General features: G+C 51.9%; 12 protein-coding genes. 8 read left to right on the top strand and 4 right to left on the bottom strand.

Annotation, left to right across the window (positions count from 1 at the left end; translation table 11 throughout):
- Nucleotides 1–51 precede the first annotated feature (51 nt).
- Nucleotides 52–1,434, top strand: coding sequence for an aminotransferase family protein (locus IMCC3135_RS11525; protein WP_088917739.1), 1,383 nt, complete (start codon nt 52–54; stop codon nt 1,432–1,434).
- A 152-nt stretch (nt 1,435–1,586) separates the two neighbouring features.
- Here IMCC3135_RS11525 and IMCC3135_RS11530 read toward each other — a convergent pair whose 3' ends face one another.
- Nucleotides 1,587–4,184 (bottom strand): apolipoprotein A-IV repeat region-like domain-containing protein, encoded by a 2,598-nt coding sequence (locus tag IMCC3135_RS11530; RefSeq protein ID WP_169727448.1) that lies wholly within the window; start codon nt 4,182–4,184, stop codon nt 1,587–1,589.
- A 764-nt stretch (nt 4,185–4,948) separates the two neighbouring features.
- Here IMCC3135_RS11530 and IMCC3135_RS11535 point away from each other — a divergent pair.
- Both IMCC3135_RS11535 and IMCC3135_RS11540 read left to right on the top strand, forming a co-directional pair.
- Nucleotides 4,949–5,611 carry a hypothetical protein gene (locus IMCC3135_RS11535; protein ID WP_157735927.1) on the top strand — a complete coding sequence of 221 codons (663 nt, stop codon included), beginning with the start codon at nt 4,949–4,951 and terminating at the stop codon, nt 5,609–5,611.
- A gap of 75 nt (nt 5,612–5,686) precedes the next feature.
- Nucleotides 5,687–6,613 (top strand): ArsR/SmtB family transcription factor, encoded by a 927-nt coding sequence (locus IMCC3135_RS11540; RefSeq protein WP_088917742.1) that lies wholly within the window; start codon nt 5,687–5,689, stop codon nt 6,611–6,613.
- A gap of 51 nt (nt 6,614–6,664) precedes the next feature.
- Here IMCC3135_RS11540 and IMCC3135_RS11545 read toward each other — a convergent pair whose 3' ends face one another.
- Together IMCC3135_RS11545 and IMCC3135_RS11550 are read right to left on the bottom strand one after the other, a co-directional pair.
- The gene (locus IMCC3135_RS11545) at nt 6,665–7,264 is read right to left on the bottom strand and encodes a rhomboid family intramembrane serine protease (RefSeq protein ID WP_088917743.1); all 600 of its coding nucleotides are present in this window, start codon (nt 7,262–7,264) and stop codon (nt 6,665–6,667) included.
- Nucleotides 7,265–7,269: 5 nt separating this feature from the next.
- Complete coding sequence (locus IMCC3135_RS11550) at nt 7,270–7,740, bottom strand: hypothetical protein (RefSeq protein ID WP_088917744.1); 471 nt, start codon at nt 7,738–7,740, stop codon at nt 7,270–7,272.
- A gap of 224 nt (nt 7,741–7,964) precedes the next feature.
- On the opposite strand from IMCC3135_RS11550, the gene IMCC3135_RS11555 reads away from it, so the two are divergent.
- The gene (locus IMCC3135_RS11555) at nt 7,965–9,401 is read left to right on the top strand and encodes a dynamin family protein (RefSeq protein WP_088917745.1); all 1,437 of its coding nucleotides are present in this window, start codon (nt 7,965–7,967) and stop codon (nt 9,399–9,401) included.
- 111 nt (nt 9,402–9,512) lie between these two features.
- Here the strand turns inward: IMCC3135_RS11555 and rne are convergent, their stop codons facing one another.
- On the bottom strand, nt 9,513–13,289 hold the full coding sequence (rne, locus tag IMCC3135_RS11560) for a ribonuclease E (protein WP_088917746.1): 3,777 nt from the start codon (nt 13,287–13,289) through the stop codon (nt 9,513–9,515).
- 583 nt (nt 13,290–13,872) lie between these two features.
- Between rne and IMCC3135_RS11565 the strand changes: the two genes are divergently transcribed.
- From IMCC3135_RS11565 to lpdA, 4 genes are all read left to right on the top strand, one after another.
- Nucleotides 13,873–14,847 carry an RluA family pseudouridine synthase gene (locus tag IMCC3135_RS11565; protein WP_088917747.1) on the top strand — a complete coding sequence of 325 codons (975 nt, stop codon included), beginning with the start codon at nt 13,873–13,875 and terminating at the stop codon, nt 14,845–14,847.
- 680 nt (nt 14,848–15,527) lie between these two features.
- The gene (gene aceE, locus IMCC3135_RS11570; RefSeq protein ID WP_088917748.1) at nt 15,528–18,182 is read left to right on the top strand and encodes a pyruvate dehydrogenase (acetyl-transferring), homodimeric type; all 2,655 of its coding nucleotides are present in this window, start codon (nt 15,528–15,530) and stop codon (nt 18,180–18,182) included.
- Nucleotides 18,183–18,227: 45 nt separating this feature from the next.
- Nucleotides 18,228–19,529: a dihydrolipoyllysine-residue acetyltransferase gene (aceF, locus tag IMCC3135_RS11575; protein ID WP_088917749.1), complete on the top strand. Its 1,302-nt coding sequence runs from the start codon at nt 18,228–18,230 to the stop codon at nt 19,527–19,529.
- A 10-nt stretch (nt 19,530–19,539) separates the two neighbouring features.
- Nucleotides 19,540–21,303: a dihydrolipoyl dehydrogenase gene (lpdA, locus tag IMCC3135_RS11580; protein ID WP_205738007.1), complete on the top strand. Its 1,764-nt coding sequence runs from the start codon at nt 19,540–19,542 to the stop codon at nt 21,301–21,303.

A 21,303-nucleotide genomic window follows, 5' to 3' on the forward strand; every position in this document is an offset into this window, starting at 1 on the left:
CAAACAAACAACACGAAATAAGAGCCACAGGCTTCCACAGGAATCAACTCAATGAATAAACCGACTGAAGACGTTAACATGGCCGAGCTGGTGGAGATGGATCGAGCCCATATCTGGCATCACCTGACACAGCACAAGGCGCTGGAAACCAAAGACCCGATGGTCATTGTCAAAGGCAATGGCATGCGTATCCAGGATCAGCATGGCAAGGAATATCTTGATGCTGTTTCCGGAGCTGTATGGACCGTTAATGTTGGCTATGGAAGAGAGAGCATCGCCAACGCTGTGCGAGATCAGTTGGTTGAAATGTGCTATTTCGCTGGTTCCGCAGGGAATGTTCCCGGCATCAAATACGCCGAAAAACTCATTTCCAAGATGCCTGGCATGAGCCGCGTGTACTATTCCAATTCTGGTTCCGAAGCCAACGAGAAGGGTTACAAGATTGTTCGCCAGATTGCCGCGATGAAGCATGACGGCAAAAAGCACAAGATTCTCTATCGTGACCGCGATTATCACGGCACAACCATTACAGCATTATCTTCCTGTGGCCAGAATGAGCGTAAAGACCAGTATGGTCCGTTTACTCCGGGTTTCGTCGAAGTGCCGCATTGCTGTGAATACAGAAGCCAGTTTCCTGACTCGTCTGATTATGGTGTCAAGATTGCTCGCGAGATCGAAACGATCATTCAGCGAGAAGATCCGGATACGGTAGGTTCGATCGTGCTGGAGCCGGTAACCGCGGGCGGAGGAGTCATCACGCCACCTGAAGGCTACTGGGAGACGGTTCAGGAGATCTGCACCAAGTACGGCGTTTTGCTACATATTGACGAAGTCGTTTGCGGTTTAGGGCGAACCGGCAAGTGGTTTGGATACCAGCACTACGGTATCAAGCCGGATATCGTCACAATGGCCAAAGGTGTTGCGAGTGGTTATGCGGCAATCGCCTGTACGGTCACAACTGAAGACGTTTTCAATCAGTTCAAGGACAGTGATGACACGATGAGTTATTTTCGTGACATCAGTACTTTCGGTGGTTGTGCTGCGGGCCCTGCTGCTGCACTTGAAACCATGCGCATCATTGAAGATGAAAACTTGCTGGAGAATACGACGCGTATGGGCGAGTATCTGATGGAGAAAATGCGTGGTTTGCAGAACAAGTACAAGGTAATCGGTGATGTAAGAGGCAAGGGGCTTTTCTGCGGAATGGAACTGGTCAAGGATCGCCAGACGAAAGAACCGGCAGATGAGCAGTTGCTGATGGCCATCAGCGGCGATTGCATGGAGCAGGGCGTCGTCATAGGACGAACCAACCGTAGTCTTACTGGCTTCAACAATACAATCTGCCTAAGCCCTGCGCTGATTTGCAATGAGAGTGATATCGATGAAGTCATCACAGCCATCGACAATGCTCTGGGCCGACATGCGGTCAACTAAATAGTTTGTGTGACTGTCGGGAGTAGAAAATCCCGAAAGTTTTCAGTCTTCTGAATACAACAAAGGCGCCCATGAGGCGCCTTTGTTGTTTCTGAGTCTGCTGCCTTCTCGAAACTATATAGAGAAGGCAGTCAGTAACCAGTAGCTAAATACTACTTGACCAGGCTTTCCAGAGTTTCCAGCATGGGGGCAACGACAGGAGTAAGAACCGCGCCAACACCTTCTTTGTTGAGCTTGGTTTCAGCCAAAGGCTTGAGTCGAGCAATACCGTTGGTGAGGACCTTGTTCAAGGTGCTTTTCGCAGCTTCTGGTACATCGTTGTAAGAGGCCGCTACTTCTGACAAAGATGCACTGGCGCGTTCCAGACGAGGAAGTGCCATTTGGGCAGAAGCTTCGTCATCAACTCCGTCCAGAACGGTAGTCGTTGTACCAAATACGCCGCCCAATTTTCGGCTGATTCCCGCCAGGCTGAATGAGCCTCTTTCAGCTGTGGTCATTATGGCAGGAGCAGCTTCAGTTTCGGCAGTTGCCGCGTCAGTCGCTTCTTCAGTAGTTTCTGCAACAGCGTCAGTGGCTTCTTCAGTAGTTTCAGTTACTGCATCAGTCGCTTCGTCTGCAGTTTCAACAACAGCGTCAGTCGCTTCTTCAGCAGTATCAGTTACTGCATCAGTAGCTTCTTCAGTAGTTTCTGCAACAGCGTCGGTAGCTTCTTCAGCAGTATCAGTTACTGCATCAGTGGCTTCTTCAGTAGTTTCGGCAACAGCGTCAGTCGCTTCTTCAGTAGTACCGGTTACTGCGTCGACCGCATCAGATGCCATTTCTTTTACTGCTTCAGTTGCATCAGCAGCTGTCTCAGCGACAGCATCAGTTGCACTGCCGACAGCGTCAGATACAGTTCCAGCAACGCCTGCAGCAATTCCAGTTATCGTGGAAGTTGCATCAGTTGCATCAGTTGCATCTTCAGTCGCTTCGTCTGCAGTTTCAGCAACAGCATCAGTGGCTTCTTCAGTTGTTTCTGCAACAGCGTCGGTAGCTTCGTCTGCAGTTTCAGCAGCAGCGTCAGTCGCTTCTTCAGCAGTATCAGTTACTGCATCAGTGGCTTCTTCAGTAGTTTCAGCAGCAGCGTCAGTGGCTTCTTCAGTAGTCTCGGCAACAGCGTCAGTCGCTTCTTCAGCAGTATCAGTTACTGCATCAGTGGCTTCTTCAGTAGTTTCAGCAGCAGCGTCAGTCGCTTCGTCTGCAGTATCAGTTACAGCGTCAGTGGCTTCTTCAGTTGTTTCTGCAACAGCGTCGGTAGCTTCGTCTGCAGTTTCAGCAGCAGCGTCAGTCGCTTCTTCAGCAGTATCAGTTACTGCATCAGTGGCTTCTTCAGTAGTTTCTGCAACAGCGTCAGTGGCTTCTTCAGTAGTCTCGGCAACAGCGTCAGTCGCTTCGTCTGCAGTATCGGCAACAACGTCAGTGGCTTCTTCAGTAGTCTCGGCAACAGCGTCAGTCGCTTCGTCTGCAGTATCGGCAACAACGTCAGTGGCTTCTTCAGTAGTCTCGGCAACAGCGTCAGTCGATTCGTCTGCAGTATCGGCAACAACGTCAGTGGCTTCTTCAGTTGTTTCTGCAACAGCGTCGGTAGCTTCGTCTGCAGTATCAGTTACTGCGTCAGTAGCTTCTTCAGTAGTTTCTGCAACAGCGTCAGTCGCTTCGTCTGCAGTATCGGCAACAGCATCAGTGGCTTCTTCAGTTGTTTCTGCAACAGCGTCGGTAGCTTCGTCTGCAGTTTCAGCAGCAGCGTCAGTCGCTTCGTCTGCAGTATCAGTTACTGCATCAGTGGCTTCTTCAGTAGTCTCGGCAACAGCGTCAGTCGCTTCGTCTGCAGTGTCGGCAACAACGTCAGTGGCTTCTTCAGTAGTTTCAGCAGCAGCGTCAGTCGCTTCGTCTGCAGTATCAGTTACAGCGTCAGTGGCTTCTTCAGTTGTTTCTGCAACAGCGTCAGTGGCTTCTTCAGTTGTTTCTGCAACAGCGTCGGTAGCTTCTTCAGCAGTGTCAGTTACAGCGTCAGTGGCTTCTTCAGTTGTTTCTGCAACAGCGTCGGTAGCTTCTTCAGCAGTGTCAGTTACAGCGTCAGTAGCGTCTTCAGTAGTTTCTGCAACAGCGTCGGTAGCTTCTTCAGCAGTATCAGTTACGGCATCAGTGGCTTCTTCAGTAGTCTCGGCAACAGCGTCAGTAGCCTCTTCAGTAGTTTCAACAACCGCGTCGGTCGCTTCTTCAGCAGAGCCAGTCACTGCATCCGTGGCGTCAGCAGCAGCACCAGTAACCGCTTCAACTGCATCGGAAGCTGTTTCAGTTACTGCGCTGGTTGCATCAGTAGCCATCAGTGCTACAGCATCAGTCGCTTCCCCAGCTTTTTCAGTAACTGTCTCAGTTACTTCTCCAGCTGTTTCGGTAACCGCGTCAACCGCATCACCGATAACGGCGCCAGCTTTCTCGGCTGTTTCGACAACCGCATCCTTCGCATCGGAAGCCGTTTCGACTACAGCGTCAGTTGCATTATCCGCAACTTCGACAGCAGATGCTGTTAAAGAGTCACTGTCGCTTGCGACTGTGTCAGCATCTGATTCAGTCTTTTCGACCGCCTCGGTTGCCGTAGCAGGTGCCTCTGCGGTGACTGCTTCATCGGCTTCTTTGCCGCCGAACAGATTGATTACGATCCAGCCTATAACTAACAAAGCTGCTATCGGGAGTACTTTTTTCCACATCGGGGACTGATCTCCATTATTTCCAGAATTGCCACCTGAGCCACCGAAATTGCCGACAGCTTGCGTGGTGTTTGATGCAGCAACGGTCGAACTAGTTGCTGAAGTTTTTACTTCGGTTGACGGATTCGACCCTTTTTCAGGGGGCGAATCCGAATTGTTCGAGTTGGCCATGGGGTGTTGCTCGGTTTTATCTGCTCATCTCTTGAATAAACATTCCGCTATTACATATTGTGCCTGTTTCAACCCGTTCCCATCAGACATATGAAATAACGTTACTGCGATCTATCTAACCATCGTCAAGCTCTGCGCGGTGTGTAGAACGCCGAAATTTACAATGTGCGACAGTTGCCTCGACTGTGTGGGGGAGGGACTTACGGGTTCCTGCCAAATCAGCATCCGATCAACAAAGTTACAAAGAGGCTCAGTAACATCAGCTTCAAATCTGACAGAGAATCATTGTCGGCGAAGCATTCTAGCGAATAGCGGGGGCGCTGTGTCGAACAAGTGGCATGGCAAGACCCATTGTACAAGCCTGTTTTTAATTGGATTCAAGTTGTTTCATACTTCAATAATCCAGGAATGTTTTTCGGGATATATGTCTGTTTCCGGGAAAAATGCCGCAGCATGAAAGTAAGACCTTGTTACCATTCAGCCAGAGTCAATACAACGTATGTTACTCGATGTTTCATGACAAAATATTGACGCAGCAGAGATGACTTAGTACTCTGCTTTGCAATGGACAACAATTCTCGGGCGGAATGCACTTGGACGACCTTATCTATAGTTTTCTACTGCAATCGGACTTCCCGAGAGCCGCGATCATTTTCGATCTGGACTTGCTTGGAGCCGCGGCGAAAGTGGGGACAGATATGCGGAGGCCCTCGTTTGTCATTGTTGACCCCGATACTGCCGAACTGCTCGCCATAATCGACGTTGTTGATGCCATCGATGGTGATGCCCTGCGAGAGATGTCCACAGAGACTGGCGCTTACGCTTCACGGTTGGGAGGCAAGGCGATTCAGGGCTTTGTCATTCGAGTTGATGTTCGTGGAAGTACGGAAGATGAGCAGATCCAGTTCTATCGCGTATGGCCGAATAGCACGCTGCATCAGCTATCCAGCAAGTCATTCCCGGATCTCGGTTCGTTGCGCGTGGCGCGAAAGCTTGTCATTGACAACATGCCCAAGCCTGTTATCAGAGCTGAGCCGATAATCATGGAAGAAGAATCCGATGACGATCAATCTGAGCCGCGCCCGGGGTGGGGCATGTACCTGCCTGCCTTTGTTTTGCTGGTTTTGATTATTGCAGATGGCCTTTCTAATGCAATTCGAGGCATATCGTTGCTGACGCTTTCGCAAAGTGTCCTGGCTTTCGGAGTCGCTTTTCTGCTTACCTTGCCAGCAGCCATTCGTTTTCTACGACGCTAGTTTAGGGCGTAGTTCACCTGCAAACCATGCTCTAGTGCATACTGGTGTCTGGTATCCACATATGTTTATACGTGTATGGAAGTATTACTCGCCGGCCTCAGGGCTGCAGGTGAACCCACGCGCTTGCGGTTGCTGGCCTTGTGTGCGCATGGTGAACTCAGCGTAACCGAGCTGACTCAGATTTTAAGTCAGAGCCAACCTCGTGTATCGCGTCATCTGAAACTCCTGGTCGAAGCCGGGTTGCTAACCCGATTCAGGGAAGGCTCTCTGGTGTTCTATCGAATTTCAGAAAGCGGTGATTCTGCGCACTTGGCTCGTACGTTGGTGGAGTTGTTGCCCGACGATGATACCGAGTTGACTCGCGATCTCGGTCGGCTTGATCAAATCAGGCACAAACGGGCGGAAATCGCAGAAAACTACTTCCAGGAAAATGCCGGCCAGTGGAACAAGATCCGCGCCTTGCATGTGCCAGAAGCCGATGTGGAGCAGAGACTGCTACAGCTGGTGGGTACAGGCAGCATTGGCAGCTTTCTGGACATCGGTACCGGCACCGGGCGTGTGTTGGAGCTATTTGCCGCACAGGTTGAGCGAGGCATTGGACTTGATCTGAGTAGCGAGATGCTTGCGATAGCACGTACGCAGCTTGAACGAGACGAGTTCAGGCACCTTCAGGTACGCAAGGGTGATATGTACAACATGCCTATTGATAATGAGTCAATCGACGTGGCTACCTTGCACCTGGTCTTGCACTACAGTCTGGAGCCGGCACTCGTCATTACAGAAGCCGCCCGCACTCTGACTACTGGCGGACGACTGTTCATTGTCGATTTTGACGCCCATCAGGAAGAGCGCCTCAGGGCTGAGCACAAGCATCAGCGACTGGGTTTCACTGATCGGGAAATCAATCAATGCATGGTGCAGGCGGGACTGGTTCCAGGTCCTGTGGAGTCGTTGATGGGAGACCCTCTTACCGTCAAGTTCTGGCAAGGCGTTCGTGCTTGATGGCGTGATTCACCGCAGAGGGGCTGAATGTAATCAGGTATCGCGGCCTACCTACCTGGCAAGAGAGGAGGAGGCTGAAGGGGCTTTGAGTGTCCGGGAGACTAACAGTGCTACCAGAGCACCGGCAATCGCTCCTATCAAGTGACCTTCCCAGGAGACGCCGTGCTGGAAGGGTACGACACCCTTCATCAGCGTGGAGGCGTACAGGAACCCGACACCGACCGAGATAAGTACTGATTTCAATCGTTTTTCAAAAATACCTGCAAATACGTGAAAGGTAATCAGGCCGAAGACTACGCCACTTGCACCGATATGCAACGCGGTTCTTCCGAACAACCATAGGCCTGTACCGCACAGCAGCGCGATCAATATGACAATCACACCGCTATTGGCTCGTGAGCCAGCCAATAGCAGCATGGTGACTGTCAGCGGGATTGAATTACCCAGCAGGTGTGCGAAGTCGCCGTGCAGAAAAGGCATGGCAACGATGCCGGTCAACCCATGCAGAGTCCTTGGAACCAGCCCGAGTTTTTCAAGAGGCAGAAAAATATCGAGGAGAAAAACGAGCCAGATGACGGCTACAAAGATGCCGACACCTGCTAAGTCCCGTTTGATGGAATGAACGTTTCGTGAATCAACAAGACTACTCATAGGTGTCAGGCCAGCATACGACGCAGGCGATCGGCTACGTCTGTCTGTACCTTGGCGGTAGGCAGCGCTGAGGTAGTGGTGCTGGTCTCACTCCGGAGTGCGGAAAACTGCTCAGCATTGATACCCAGGCGAGAGGCGTCCGCTTCAGTCAGGTTAAGAATTTTTATCATTTCCCGAATTTCTCGTGATTCAGCCTGTTGGGCGTCAGCCGAAACAGTTGATTGTGCTGTTTGCTCGGGTGTCTTCTCAGAACCAGCCTCGGTCGGGACTGTTTTGTCGCCTCCAGAGTTGTTGTCTGCCGATGTCTGATCAGGTGTTTTTGTTTGTGATGAAGTGTCTCGATTGAGTTGCCCTTGCAGACCAGAGGTCTGGGAAAGCTGCGCTTCGTCGGCTAGTTTTCTTTCCGATTGTGCCTTGACAGCCTTGATGATCAGGGCGGCGGCAAGCGCCAGTACGATTAATGTAATGAACCACATGACAGTCTCTCTCCATTTTGAACGTGTGGGTAATCAACCTGTATAACCATAGGCTAATCACCGGGTAAGTGGTCACGGCTGATAGAATTCCGTGATAGAACGGTACGAATACTTGCGGCGGTGGATTTGTTGTGTGATCTACAGCTTAGATGATCCGTTGAACAGATTGATATCGTCCATATTCTTTTAATTTCCTTTTTCCTACTCCAGAGCCCTGATACCTGATGGTCCGACCCGACAAATCAATTGTCAAACGTTTCGACAGTCTGAAAACCCATCTTGAGCGTGAAAACCCGGTGCTGATTGATGCCATCGCTGGTTTTCGCAAGCTCGATACAATCGGCTACAAGACTGGTCTGATCGATTCTGACGACTCTTACGCCATGCAAATATCCTGGTGGCCGCTAGTTTCCGTTCTGGGAGTGTTCTCGGCCGGAAAATCCTCATTCATCAATAGTTATCTTGGTGAAAAACTACAAAAAACAGGGAACCAGGCGGTAGACGACAAGTTTACCGTGATGTGCTACGGCGAAGAAAATGCCGGACGCGTGTTGCCAGGGCTTGCTCTGGACGCTGATATGCGCTTTCCTTTTTACAAAATAAGTGATGAAATTGAAAAGGTTACAGAGGGTGAGGGTCGAAGAATCGACGCTTATCTGCAATTGAAAGTAACCAATTCGGAAGTATTGCGAGGCAAGATACTGATCGATTCTCCGGGGTTTGATGCCGATGCGCAGCGAACATCCACACTGAAGCTGACCAACCACATCATGGATATATCAGATCTGGTGCTGGTCTTCTTTGATGCGCGTCATCCAGAGCCTGGTGCAATGCAGGACACACTGACTCATCTGGTTGAAAACACTATCTTGCGCAATGACAGTAGCAAATTCCTTTTTATTCTCAACCAGATAGACACGGCCGCCAGAGAAGACAATACCGAAGAAATTGTCGGTGCCTGGCAACGTGCCTTGTCGCAAAAAGGCCTGACTGCTGGTCGCTTTTACACCATCTACAACAAGGACGTGTCACTGCCCATCGATAACGAATCACTGCGTAAGCGATTCGAAGACAAGCGCGATTCGGACATGGCTGAAATCGAAGAGCGAATACACCAGGTTGAGGTGGAGCGGGCTTACCGGATTGTCGGAGCCATGGAAAAGCAGGCTCACAATATTCGTGAACAGGCAATTCCGGCAATTACTCGCTTGAAGCGCACCTGGTCACGCCGCGTATTGCGACTGGATGCTCTGGCGTTTGCTCTGGCTGCCGTAGCGATCATAGGCGGCGCGTTAATGACCGGTGCTATGGGCTCGCTGATGGGGTTTGTTCTGAGCCTGTTCGCCGATCCTGTATCGATGCTGACCACGTTGCTGGGGCTGTTGCTGGTAGTGCTGGTGGTGCACTTTTTCATCCGAAAACTTGTAGCGGAATTCATGGCGGCTCGCCTGAAGAATACTGATGATGAGCCTTATGCCAAGGCATTCAGGTTCAATACCCGCTATTTCAGATCAGTATTCAGCAAGGATCCTGTTGGCTGGGGTAGTCGTTCGCAGAAGACGATTGATGAAGTGGTTGAACATGCGTCAGAATTCGTCGAATCCTTGAACGACCAATTCACAAACCCTTCAGGCAAGGCCAAAGAGCTGGCCAAAGAATAAGCCTTCTTGCTGGTCAATGATGGAAGAGCAGAACCAAGGCTCTAACACTTAAGAATAAAAAACCCGGCTCAAGGCCGGGTTTTTTATTGGCAGATACTGACTTTTGACTGATTAGTCGTTGAGCTTCTCAGTCGTAGGTTTGACATTGCTTTCTATGGCTTCATCCGAACTCTGTGACGTATTGTCATTGACCGCCGCCTTCGTGGCTGCCTCAGAGTTACCAACCTCTACTGCCTTGCTGCCAAGGCTTGCAGGAATGACATCAGGCACCCTCTTGGACGCTAGCGACAAGCCACCACCTGAGCCAGACTCATCCTTGTTGGCCAGGGATCGTACAGAGCTTTTCAGCTGGCTGGGTTGGCGCTGTGACACTTTGCTTTCTTCGGTTACAACGTGTGTCGTTGCTTCTGAAGCGCTCGTCTCAACAGGGCTGATATCGGCCGGCTCTGGTTGATGCTTTTCAGGCTTTGTACTTTCTTCCGCAGTAGTCGTTGTGTCGTTGGAGTCAGCTGTTTCTGCAGGGGTAGGGCTTTTTGCAGCTGCCGCTTTCTTGCTGTTGACTCGTTCACGACGTCGTCCGCCACCGCGGCGTTTCGGTTTGCCAGTGTCGTCGCTGTCGTCCGAAGGGTCTTCTGAATCAAGCTCGGAAATCGCTGCAGGCTCAGCTTCTGTAGCCTCTGCAGGTTCAACCGCAGCAGGCTCTTCTGCAGATTCGATCACAGCAGGCTTGGCTTCAGCAGTTTCAACTGGAGCTGGTACTTCTGCAGGTTCGACCGCAGCAGCCTGAGCTTCAGCGGATTCAACTGGAGCAGGCTCTTCTGCAGGTTCAACCGCAGCAGCTTGAGCTTCAGCGGATTCAACTGGAGCAGGCTCTTCTACAGGTTCGAGCGCAGCCGGTTTAGCTTCAGCGGATTCAGTTGCAGCAGGCTCTTCTACAGGTTCGACCGTAGCAGGTTGAGCTTCAGCGGATTCAACGGGAGCAGGCTCTTCCGCAGATACGACCGCAGCAGGTTGAGCTTCAACGGATTCAACGAGAGCAGGTTCTTCCGCAGATTCAATCGCAGCAGGTTCAGCTGGAGCAGTCTCAACTACTTCAGCTGCGCTAGCGTCCTCTGCCGTGTCATTGGCAGCTGCTTTTGAAGAACGTCTGCGACCTTTCTGTCGAGAGCTCTTTTGCCTATCGGTTGGCGAAGCCTCGGAAGTGTCAGATGTTTCCGATGTTTCCGATGTTTCCGATGTGCTTTCCGCAGACGTATCGTTAGCAGGCTCTTCGGATGAGGCAATCACCTCATTTGGAGCATCGACAACAGCGGTTGCTGTCGTAATGGCAGCTTTTTCGCCGACTGATTCAGCTTTTTCTGTGGATTCCGACATCGCAGCAGAAGCATCATCAATTGAGACAGCTTCGGCGTTATTGCCCTTTGCGTCAGCGTTGTCAGCTTGTTGATGCTCGCCAGTGGCGTTAGCAGATGGTTCTACTGTTGCATCGGCATCGTTTGCCGCTGATTCTTTGATTTCACCATTTTCATCACGCTCGTTGGTCTTTCCTCGTCCTCGACCACCACGACGTCGTCCACCACGTCGTCCGCGTGTGCGACCGCCTTCTTCCGAATTAGCAGGCTGTTCGTTGGCCGGCCCATCTGCCGTCGTTGTTGGTGCTGATTCCGCATCGATAACAACGGTGTCGGAATTTTCAGGTGTTGTCTGTTCGACTTTTCGTTTGGAGCGTCGTCCGTTGGCTGATCGCTTGTTGTTTTCTGGTTTGCCAGCGTTCGCATCAGTGGCTTCGCCTTCACCGTCAACAGCGATAGGCAGTTCCTCAGCATTGGCGCTGTTCTCTTGCTTGCGGCCACGACCACGTCCACGAGGATTCTTGCGCTCTCCTTCTGGGGCTTCTGCGTTCTTGGCACGTCGCTGGTTGTTGCGTCCGCCACGAGGAGACTCGTTGCTTGTTTCGCCGTTTTCGCCGTTTTCGCCGTTTTCGCCGTCAGCTTGCTTGGAACGTCCACGTCCATTGCGGTTGCCGGAACGTGATCCGCGTTTCTGGCCTCGCGATTCGTCATCCGAATTACCGTTACGGCGAGCATTCGTATTGGCCGATTTCGAGCCTGAAGCGTTCTGTTCAGTGGTGCTATCAGCTGACGACTCATTGCTTGATGAGCTGGCTCCAAACAGGGAAGTGACAGCACCTAGTATCCGTCTGAAGCCGCCTGGTCCCTGGACGGGGCCAGGGACGACAGCTTGTTGTTGGAGTCGGGCAGGGGTGGGGGCTGGGGCCAGAGGGCTGACCGCGCTAACTGCTGCGGTTTCCGGCTTTTTCTCTTCTCGCGCTTCTTGCTGTGCGGAGTAAGTTTCGGTGTTGTCAGATGCCAGTTCGTAGCTCTTCTTTGTCACCATGTCGTGGTCCGCTTCAGACATGCGGATACGTTCGATGGTGTAGTTCGGAGTTTCAAGAGTCGGGTTGGCAACAATCAGCAGGACGACATTGTTACGAGCCTCGATCTCGGTAATGCTCTGACGTTTCTCATTGAGCAAATAGGTCGCGACCTCTACAGGAACATCCGCCATGACGCGTCCCGTATTGTCCTTCATCGCATCTTCTTCCACCAGTCGCAGAATGGACAGAGCGGTTGATTCGATACCACGAATGGTGCCGTGGCCCTGGCAACGAGGGCAGACGTTTTCGGAGGATTCTCCCAGTGACGGGCGTAAACGCTGTCTGGACATTTCCAACAGCCCGAACTTCGAAATTCGGCCTATTTGCACACGGGCACGGTCTTGCTTGAGAGCATCGCGTAGGCGGTTTTCCACGGCGCGCTGGTGCTTGGAGTCCATCATGTCGATGAAATCGATGACAACCAGGCCGCCCAGGTCGCGCAGTCGCAATTGACGGGCGACTTCATCGGCAGCTTCCAGGTTGGTGTTGGTCGCTGTCTCTTCTATATCTGATCCCTTGGTGGCTCGTGCCGAGTTGATGTCGATGGACACCAGAGCTTCGGTGTGATCGATGACAAGAGCACCGCCGGAGGGCAGGCGAACTTCACGACGAAATGCCGATTCGATCTGGGATTCAACCTGGTAGCGATTGAACAACGGGACATCGTCCTGGTACATCTTGAGCTTGCGTTCGTTCTGCGGCATGTACAACCGAATGAACTCTGCTGCCTGCTCATAAGTGGTCGCTTCGTCAGCGATGATTTCACCGATGTCGCCGCGAAAATAGTCACGCAGACCGCGCACGATGATGTTGCTTTCCTGATAGATCAGAAAGGGGGCTTTGTTCTCACCAGCAGCTTCTTGAATGGCTTTCCAGATGGCTGCCTGATAATCAAGATCCCATTGCAGTTCTTCAGTGGTTCGTCCGATACCGGCAGTACGCACGATAGTACCCATGCCGGCCGGGACTTCCACATCGGACATGGCAGCCTTCAGCTCGGAGCGGTCGTCTCCTTCGATACGACGTGAAACACCGCCAGCACGGGGGTTGTTAGGCATCAAAACGAGAAATCGGCCAGCCAGGCTGATGAAGGTCGTCAGGGCAGCGCCTTTATTGCTGCGCTCTTCCTTCTCGATCTGAACAACGATCTCTTGGCCTTCCTTGATGCAATCACGAATGCTGGGGCGTCCGCCTTCAGTCTTCTTGTTGCTACCGTTCAGGAACTCTTTGGCAATTTCCTTGAAAGGCAGGAAGCCGTGACGATCAGCACCATAGTCTACAAAGACCGCTTCGAGGCTGGGCTCGACGCGAGTGATTTTGGCTTTATAGATATTTGATTTGCGTTGTTCGCGGGATTTGTGCTCAATATCGAGATCGACTAGTCGTTGACCATCGACGATGGCAACACGCAACTCCTCTGAGTGAGTTGCGTTGATCAACATTCTTTTCATTATTGGTTTGGTCCATAGCGGACCCTGCCTTGACGGGAATTTCCGGGGAATGCGCGCACGCCTCGACCACGCTGGTTAGAAACCAGATTAGGAGGGTCAGGCAAGACTTGATATATGCGCTCAGCATTTCATTGGCCGAGAAGGCGGAATCCGTAATTGTTATTTAGTAGTTGAAACACACCGGTTGGTGCGATTCGCAATTCTGCGATCATGGCTGGCATCCGGCCCCGATGATCGAGCGAGTAAGACTGTCTTGTTTACTCTGGCCAGTGAGGCATCCACGTTGAGGTAGAGACCGTTGTTCAGTCCCGGCCAGCGCTGGCGGCAAAAGCCCGTCAAGTTGGCAACCACCCGTGGTATGAACGATACTGTCAGAATCGTCGATTAAATGGAGTCCATTCATACACCGACTCTTTAATATAGCAGTGCCTGAAGAGTTCGGCAATCGTCAGGCCAAAATTTGACAGTTCCAGCTAACATATTTCGCTGTCTGGAACTCACTTGCTTTGTCACTAACGTCAGCAATAATCATGCAAATATCACATTCGATTGTGAAACTCTGTCACAATTCAGGTCAAGATCAATGACAGAAGATAAGCAAACGGACGCATCTGCGCAATTTCCATTGTCAAAATCCAGGCATGAAAGTGTCACGGAGGATGAAGACGGACAGCGTATCGATAACTTTCTCATCAAGCGTTGCGGCGGTGTGCCGCGCAGTCATTTGTATCAGTTGATACGAAAGGGCGATGTCAGGGTTGATGGCAAGCGTATCAAGCAGACGCGCAAGCTGGTCGCCGGGGAGAAGGTACGAATTCCACCTATCAGGCTGCAAGTCAGCGAGGTGGTCAAGGTTCCTGACAAGCTGGCCCGCGCTGCAGGTCGCGCTGTCATATTTGATCATCCCGACTTTCTGGTGGTTAACAAGCCGCCGGGAATTGCTGTGCATGGCGGGAGTGGTCTGGCATTCGGATTTATCGATGCATTGCGGCAGCAGTTGGATCAGCCAAAGCTGGAGTTGGCTCATCGGCTCGACAGGGCAACCAGTGGTTGCCTTTTGATTGGTCGTAGTTTGAAGGCCAACAGGAAGCTGCAGAATCTGTTTCGGCAACGAACAGTCACCAAGCGATACCTGGCTCTGGTTGACGGGGTCTGGCCTGCTGGCGTGGAGTTGGTTGATGCACCTCTGTTGAAGAACGTTGAGCATGCGGGAGAGCGCCGTGTCACTGTGGATTCAACCGGGCAGCATGCGTTGACCTATTTTCGTGAGCGTCAGCGCTTCAGTCAGGCGACGCTAATGGATGTAGAACTGGACACAGGACGAACTCATCAGATTCGCGTGCACGCAAAGCACATGGGTCATGCCGTGGTTGGAGATGAGCGCTATGGTGATAACAACCGTAACACCCGGTTTCGTCAGTCCGGGCTTGATCGGCTTTATCTGCATTCATCAGAGCTGGCATTCGACTGGGGTGCTGAGCACATTCATGTCACCGCTCCGGTGGACGCTGCCTGGGAGAAAGCACTCGTCTCTTTGGAGTCTGCTATACGACGTTAGTGGTGCCTGGGTGTGGGCCAGTTGCGCCTTCCTGGTGCGTCGCAGGTAGTGATCAGGTGTCTTGGTGTTGGAAATATTCTGCATTTTTTCATTACACGTATCGCACTGAATCGAATGTAACCATTGGTGGTTCGGACTGTTGAAGTCGAATGTGAGGTTTTTTTAGAAATATCACTTCGGTGGCGTTGCAAAAACGTCAGGGTATTTCGATCGCGTGAATTGAGTATTTCATTATTGAGAGGGTTGTGCTTGTTGAATTCAAGCCTTGAATTAAAGCACTTTTACGTACGTGTCTAAATATTGAAGTCGCTCTGCTTTGTTCGAAAAAAGATTGTGCGGTGCAGGATAAAAACGCGGCTATTGCAAGCAGTATTTTCTGGTGCAATGATTCGATACCAATGATGAATCGGTGCTGTTATGGTTCATCATAAGGGTTGGCCGTTAGACTAGATGCCTAGTTAAATGATGTTATCGCTGAGAGAGACTGAACCTTCGAAATTGCACTCGGGCTTATCACTCGAGCCGTTGCATGTTTTGTCGAAATCTCACCGCCGATTCAGCCTGGTTCTTACTGCTGACTGTTTTGAATCCAGCATTCATCTGCGAGATGCTGGTTGTTTTACTCGCGTGTCTTGGCAGGGCTGAGCCACAATGATAAAAATTGTACAGAGGTACTTTGAATGAATGGTCCGGTTCACGATATCGACCCAGTGGAAACGGCTGAATGGCGAGACGCAGTAGCCGACGTCATTGAACGCGACGGAGCGCAACGAGCGCACTATCTGTTAGATAAGACAGTTCAGGAAGCGCGTGAGCAAGGTACAAATCTTCCATTCTCATCAACCACGAGTTACCAGAACTCTATCCCCACTGACATGCAGGAAGCCTATCCGGGTGACCTCGACATGGAATGGCGCATAAGAACCATCAACCGCTGGAACGCCATGGCGACAGTGGTCAGACGCAACAAGGTGAGTTCCGAATACGGCGGTCATATTGCCTCGTTTGCCTCATCAGCAGTCATGTATGACATTGGTTTCAATCATTTCTGGCGTTCGCAAAGCGAATCCCACGGTGGCGATCTGGTGTTCTTTCAGGGGCATGTTATTCCCGGTGTTTATGCTCGTAGCTTCATGGAAGGGCGAATTACTGAAGAGCAACTGTTGAACTTCCGCTCGGAAGTGGATGGTTCAGGCCTGTCTTCGTACCCGCATCCCTGGTTAATGCCTGACTACTGGCAGTTCCCGACTGTATCGATGGGGCTTGGTCCGTTGTGCGCCATCTATCAGGCGCGCTTCATGAAATACATGCATAACCGTGGCCATATCGATATGGCTGACCGGAAAGTTTGGTGCTTTCTGGGTGATGGCGAGATGGATGAGCCGGAATCACTGGGCGCCATATCTCTGGCCGCTCGCGAAGACCTGGACAATCTGATCTTCGTCATCAATTGCAATTTGCAAAGACTTGACGGGCCTGTCAGAGGGAACGGAAAAATCGTTCAGGAGCTGGAAGGCGAGTTCCGTGGCTCTGGCTGGAATGTCATCAAGTTGTTATGGGGACATGGTTGGGATGAGCTGTTGGAGCAGGACACCAGTGGCATGTTGCGTCGTTTGATGGATGAGACCGTTGATGGTGACTATCAGACTTTCAAAGCCAAGGATGGAGCGTACGTTCGCAAGCATTTCTTCGGCAAGTATCCGGAGACTGCAGCTCTGGTCAAAGACTGGAGTGACGAGCGTATTTTCGCACTGAAGCGAGGCGGACATGATCCTGAGAAGGTCTATACGGCTTTCAAGAGTGCGAGCGAAACGAAGAACCAACCCACCTGCTTGCTGATCAAGACGGTCAAGGGTTACGGCATGGGTAACGCCGGTGAAGGTCAGAACATTACTCACCAGCAGAAAAAGATGGCGGAAGACCAGTTGCGTGCCTTCCGTGATCGTTTCAAGATTCCAGTCACCGACGAGAATCTGCACACGGCACCGTTTGTGACGCTGGATACTGAGCAGCGAGCTTATCTTGCTTCGCGTAGAACAGAGTTGGGCGGCGAGTTTCCCAAGCGAAACTGGCGTGATGCTCCCAAGCTGGCAATCCCTGAACTCTCCGCATTTGCGGCTCAGCTGAAAAGCTCCGGTAAGCGAGAGATATCAACAACGATGGCGTTCGTTCGAGTGCTTACGACGTTGTTGCGGGACAAGAATATCGGCAAGCAGATCGTGCCCATCGTGCCAGATGAATCTCGCACCTTCGGTATGGAAGGTCTGTTTCGCTCCGTCGGTATCTACAATCCCAAAGGTCAGAACTACACGCCTGAAGATGCTGAACAGATGATGTTCTACAAGGAAAGCAAGACCGGTCAGATACTTCAGGAAGGCATTAATGAAGCTGGCGGAATGGCTGACTGGATTGCAGCGGCTACCTCCTATAGTGTGCATGGCGTGCCCATGGTGCCGTTTTATATCTACTACTCCATGTTCGGTTTTCAGCGCATTGGTGACTTGGCCTGGGCGGCCGGTGACAGTCGAGCCAGAGGTTTCATGCTCGGTGGTACAGCTGGCCGTACAACTCTTAATGGCGAAGGCTTGCAGCATGAAGATGGTCATTCGCATATTCTGGCAAGTACGGTTCCTAACTGCATCAGCTACGATCCGACCTTCAGTCATGAAGTCGCTGTCATCATTCATCATGGCTTGCAACGCATGTTTGTGGATCAGGAGGACATCTTCTTCTACCTGACACTGATGAATGAAAACTACGTACATCCTGATATGCCAGAAGGGTCAGAGGAAGGCATCATCAAAGGCCTGTACAAGCTGACGGAAGAAACGCCGAATGCAAGACACGTCAATCTGATGGGCTCGGGCACGATCCTGATGCAAGTCATCAAGGCTGCCGAGATGCTACGCGAAGACTTTGGAGTCAGCTCCGACATCTGGTCGGCGACGTCACTGAACGAGTTGGCTCGTGATGGACAGGATGCTGAGCGCTGGAATCGCCTGAATCCTCTGGAGGCGCCGAGAGTCCCTTATGTCACTGAGGCACTTTCAAGCACCACCGGGCCGATCATTGCCGCAACTGACTATATGAAGAACTATGCCGAGCAGATTCGTGCATTTGTTCCTCACTCATTCACCGTTCTAGGAACAGATGGATTTGGCCGATCAGACAGTCGTGTCAACCTTCGACGTTTCTTCGAAGTGGATGATTACCATATCGCGGCAGCGGCTATGGTTGAGCTTTACAAGCAGGGTGCTGTTAGTCGAAGCGATCTCGAAGCGGCTATGGCGAAATACAACATTGACGGCAATAAATCCAATCCGAGGCTGTCGTGATCAAGCCTGATCATCGCCCAAATACCAGACTTTCAGGAGAAAAACATGTCAGCGCTTGACGTAACCGTTCCGGATATCGGTGATTTTACGGACATACCGGTGATCAGCATTCTGGTTGGAGTGGGCGACTCGGTGTCCGCTGAGGACCCGCTGATCGAACTGGAAAGTGACAAGGCCACCATGGAGGTGCCTAGCCCTTCATCGGGTGTTGTCAAAGAGATTCGTGTAAGTGAGGGTGACCTGGTTTCAATGGGAACTCTGGTCATGGTTCTGGATACGGAAGAGGCTTCTGCCGAGGCGCCAGCTGCAGCAGAGCCTGCTGCAGCTCCTATGCCACCGACCGTTGCCAAGGAACCGATTGGTAATGCTCCACCGGCGAATACTCTGGCCAACTCGTCAAGCGTTGCCTCGGTTGATGAGAAAGGATTCAAGCGGGCACATGCTTCGCCATCCATTCGCTCTTTCGCTCGGCAACTAGGTGCTGATCTCTCGCAGATCACGGGCACCGGTCGAAATGGCCGAATCCTTCGGGAAGATGTCACCGAGTGGTTCAAGGGAATTTCCAAAGGGGCCGGCGCGGACAAGGCATCCGCAGCCGTTAGTTCGGGTTCGGGTATTCCTCCGATTCCTGCGGTGGATTTTTCCAAGTTCGGACCGATCGAAGATGTGGAAATGTCACGCATCAAGAAGCTATCGGGACCAGCTTTGCATCGCTCGTGGTTGAACATCCCACATGTCACGCATCAGGAAGAAGCTGACATAACCGATCTGGACAAGTATCGCAAGGAAATGGATACCCAGGCTAAGGCAGAAGGGTATCGAGTTACTTTGCTGAGCTTTATTGTCAAGGCAAGCGTGTCGGCCCTGAAGACTCACTGGGAGTTCAACTCATCTCTGCACCCTGATGGCGACAAGCTGATCAAGAAGGGTTATTACAACATCGGATTTGCTGCGGATACGCCAAACGGGCTGATGGTTCCTGTCATCAAGGATGCGGACCGAAAAGGTATCGTGGAAATTTCGAAGGAACTGGCAGATTTGTCGGCTCAGGCGCGTGAAGGAAAACTCAAGGTTCCTGACATGCAAGGGGCCACGTTTACCATCTCATCACTGGGTGGTATTGGCGGCACGGCTTTCACACCTATTGTCAACGCACCTGAAGTTGCGATTCTGGGCTTGACCCGGTCGAAGATGGCACCCGTCTGGGACGGAGAGCAGTTCGTACCTCGCAACATGTTGCCTATGTCTCTGAGCTATGACCATCGAGCCGTTGATGGTGCATTGGCAGCGCGTTTTGCTGCCACTCTCAAACATCTACTGGGCGACGTTCGTCGCCTGATGCATTGAGGTGACAATCATGGATATCAAAGTTCCGGATATAGGTGATTTCAGCGACGTGCCGGTTGTGTCGGTACTCGTTGCCGTAGGTGATGAGGTTAGTGCCGAAGATCCCTTGATCGAGCTTGAAAGCGACAAGGCGACCCTGGAAGTTCCCTCTCCAGTGTCGGGTAAGGTAACTCGCATCGACGTCAAGGAAGGGGACCTTTGTTCAGAAGGCACCGTCATTCTGGCCATTGAGGCTGCGGGTGAGGCTGCCGGAGAGGCTGCACCAGAAGCTGCTACTGCAGCCGCGGCCCCACCAGAGAAAGCTGCGGCCGCACCTGTTGCTCAAGCACCAGCCAGTCGGCCGACAGCGCCCAATGTGGGAGACATTCATGCCGAGGTGCTAGTACTCGGTTCTGGACCGGGAGGCTACACGGCCGCTTTTCGTGCGGCAGACCTGGGACTGCGAGCTGTGCTGGTGGAGAAGTATGATTCGCTCGGCGGGGTGTGCCTGAATGTCGGTTGTATCCCATCCAAGGCGATGTTGCATGCAGCGAAAGTCATCACCGAGTATGAGGAGATGGGTGAACATGGTTTCACCTTTGTACGCCCTGAAGTGGATATTGACGGATTGCGCAGCTGGAAAGACAGCGTGGTCAACAAGCTCACGGGAGGCCTCAAGGGGCTGGCCAAGGCGCGCAAGGTTGAAGTTGTGACGGGTGTCGGAAAGTTTTCCGGTCCTAACACCATGAGTGTGACAAACGATGGCAAGGAGACAACGATCAGTTTTGATCAGTGCATCGTGGCTGCGGGCTCAGAACCGGTGAAGTTGCCGTTCATTCCGCACGATGATCCACGAGTCATAGATTCTACCGGTGCTCTGGAGATGACTGATATTCCCAAGCGCCTGCTCGTTCTCGGCGGCGGCATTATCGGACTTGAAATGGGTGCGGTCTATGATGCATTGGGATCCAAAGTGACGGTGGTCGAACTGATGGATCAGATCATTCCCGGTGCGGACAAGGATATCGTCAAGCCTTTGCATAATCGCATCAAGGGTCGGTATGAAAATATCTATCTCAAGACCAAGGTAACGGCTGTAACCGCAGAAGATGACGGTCTGCATGTCGTCTTCGAAGGGCCTGATGGTGAACATGTTGATACTTTCGACCGTGTACTTGTCGCTGTCGGACGGCGTCCCAATGGTTCAACACTTGGTCTCGAGAATGCCGGTGTTGCCGTGGATGAGCGTGGCTTCATTGCCGTAGACAATCAGCAACGCACTAACGTGCCACATATATTTGCTATCGGCGATGTGGTCGGTCAGCCGATGCTGGCTCACAAGGCGGTGCATGAAGGCAAAGTTGCTGCCGAAGTCTGCTCTGGCATGAAGCGAGTATTTGATGCGCGAGTGATTCCATCTGTTGCTTATACAGATCCGGAAGTTGCATGGGTCGGAATGACCGAGATCGAAGCCAAGGCACAAGGTATCAAGGTGGGCAAGGGTGTATTCCCTTGGGCAGCCTCTGGTAGGTCCTTGAGTCTGGGTCGTTCGGAAGGTCTGACCAAGTTATTGTTCGACCCGGTAGATGATCGTGTCATCGGGGCAGGAATCGTTGGGCCGAATGCGGGAGATCTGATTGCCGAAGTCGCGCTGGCAATCGAAATGGGGGCAGATGCTGTTGATCTAGGTCAAACCATCCACCCGCATCCCACTCTTTCAGAAACAGTGAACTTTGCAGCAGAAATGTTTGAAGGTACTATCACTGATCTGATTCCGCCAAAGAAGAAACACTAA

The organism is Granulosicoccus antarcticus IMCC3135 (genome assembly GCF_002215215.1).
In the GTDB taxonomy this organism is placed as follows: domain Bacteria; phylum Pseudomonadota; class Gammaproteobacteria; order Granulosicoccales; family Granulosicoccaceae; genus Granulosicoccus; species Granulosicoccus antarcticus.

Coding starts and splice junctions, on each gene's coding strand:
- IMCC3135_RS11525 (WP_088917739.1), top strand. CDS start 52: ATGAATAAACCGACTGAAGACGTTAACATGGCCGAGCTGGTGGAGATG.
- IMCC3135_RS11530 (WP_169727448.1), bottom strand. CDS start 4,184: ATGTGGAAAAAAGTACTCCCGATAGCAGCTTTGTTAGTTATAGGCTGG.
- IMCC3135_RS11540 (WP_088917742.1), top strand. CDS start 5,687: ATGGAAGTATTACTCGCCGGCCTCAGGGCTGCAGGTGAACCCACGCGC.
- IMCC3135_RS11545 (WP_088917743.1), bottom strand. CDS start 7,264: ATGAGTAGTCTTGTTGATTCACGAAACGTTCATTCCATCAAACGGGAC.
- IMCC3135_RS11550 (WP_088917744.1), bottom strand. CDS start 7,740: ATGTGGTTCATTACATTAATCGTACTGGCGCTTGCCGCCGCCCTGATC.
- IMCC3135_RS11555 (WP_088917745.1), top strand. CDS start 7,965: ATGGTCCGACCCGACAAATCAATTGTCAAACGTTTCGACAGTCTGAAA.
- rne (WP_088917746.1), bottom strand. CDS start 13,289: ATGAAAAGAATGTTGATCAACGCAACTCACTCAGAGGAGTTGCGTGTT.
- IMCC3135_RS11565 (WP_088917747.1), top strand. CDS start 13,873: ATGACAGAAGATAAGCAAACGGACGCATCTGCGCAATTTCCATTGTCA.
- aceE (WP_088917748.1), top strand. CDS start 15,528: ATGAATGGTCCGGTTCACGATATCGACCCAGTGGAAACGGCTGAATGG.
- aceF (WP_088917749.1), top strand. CDS start 18,228: ATGTCAGCGCTTGACGTAACCGTTCCGGATATCGGTGATTTTACGGAC.
- lpdA (WP_205738007.1), top strand. CDS start 19,540: ATGGATATCAAAGTTCCGGATATAGGTGATTTCAGCGACGTGCCGGTT.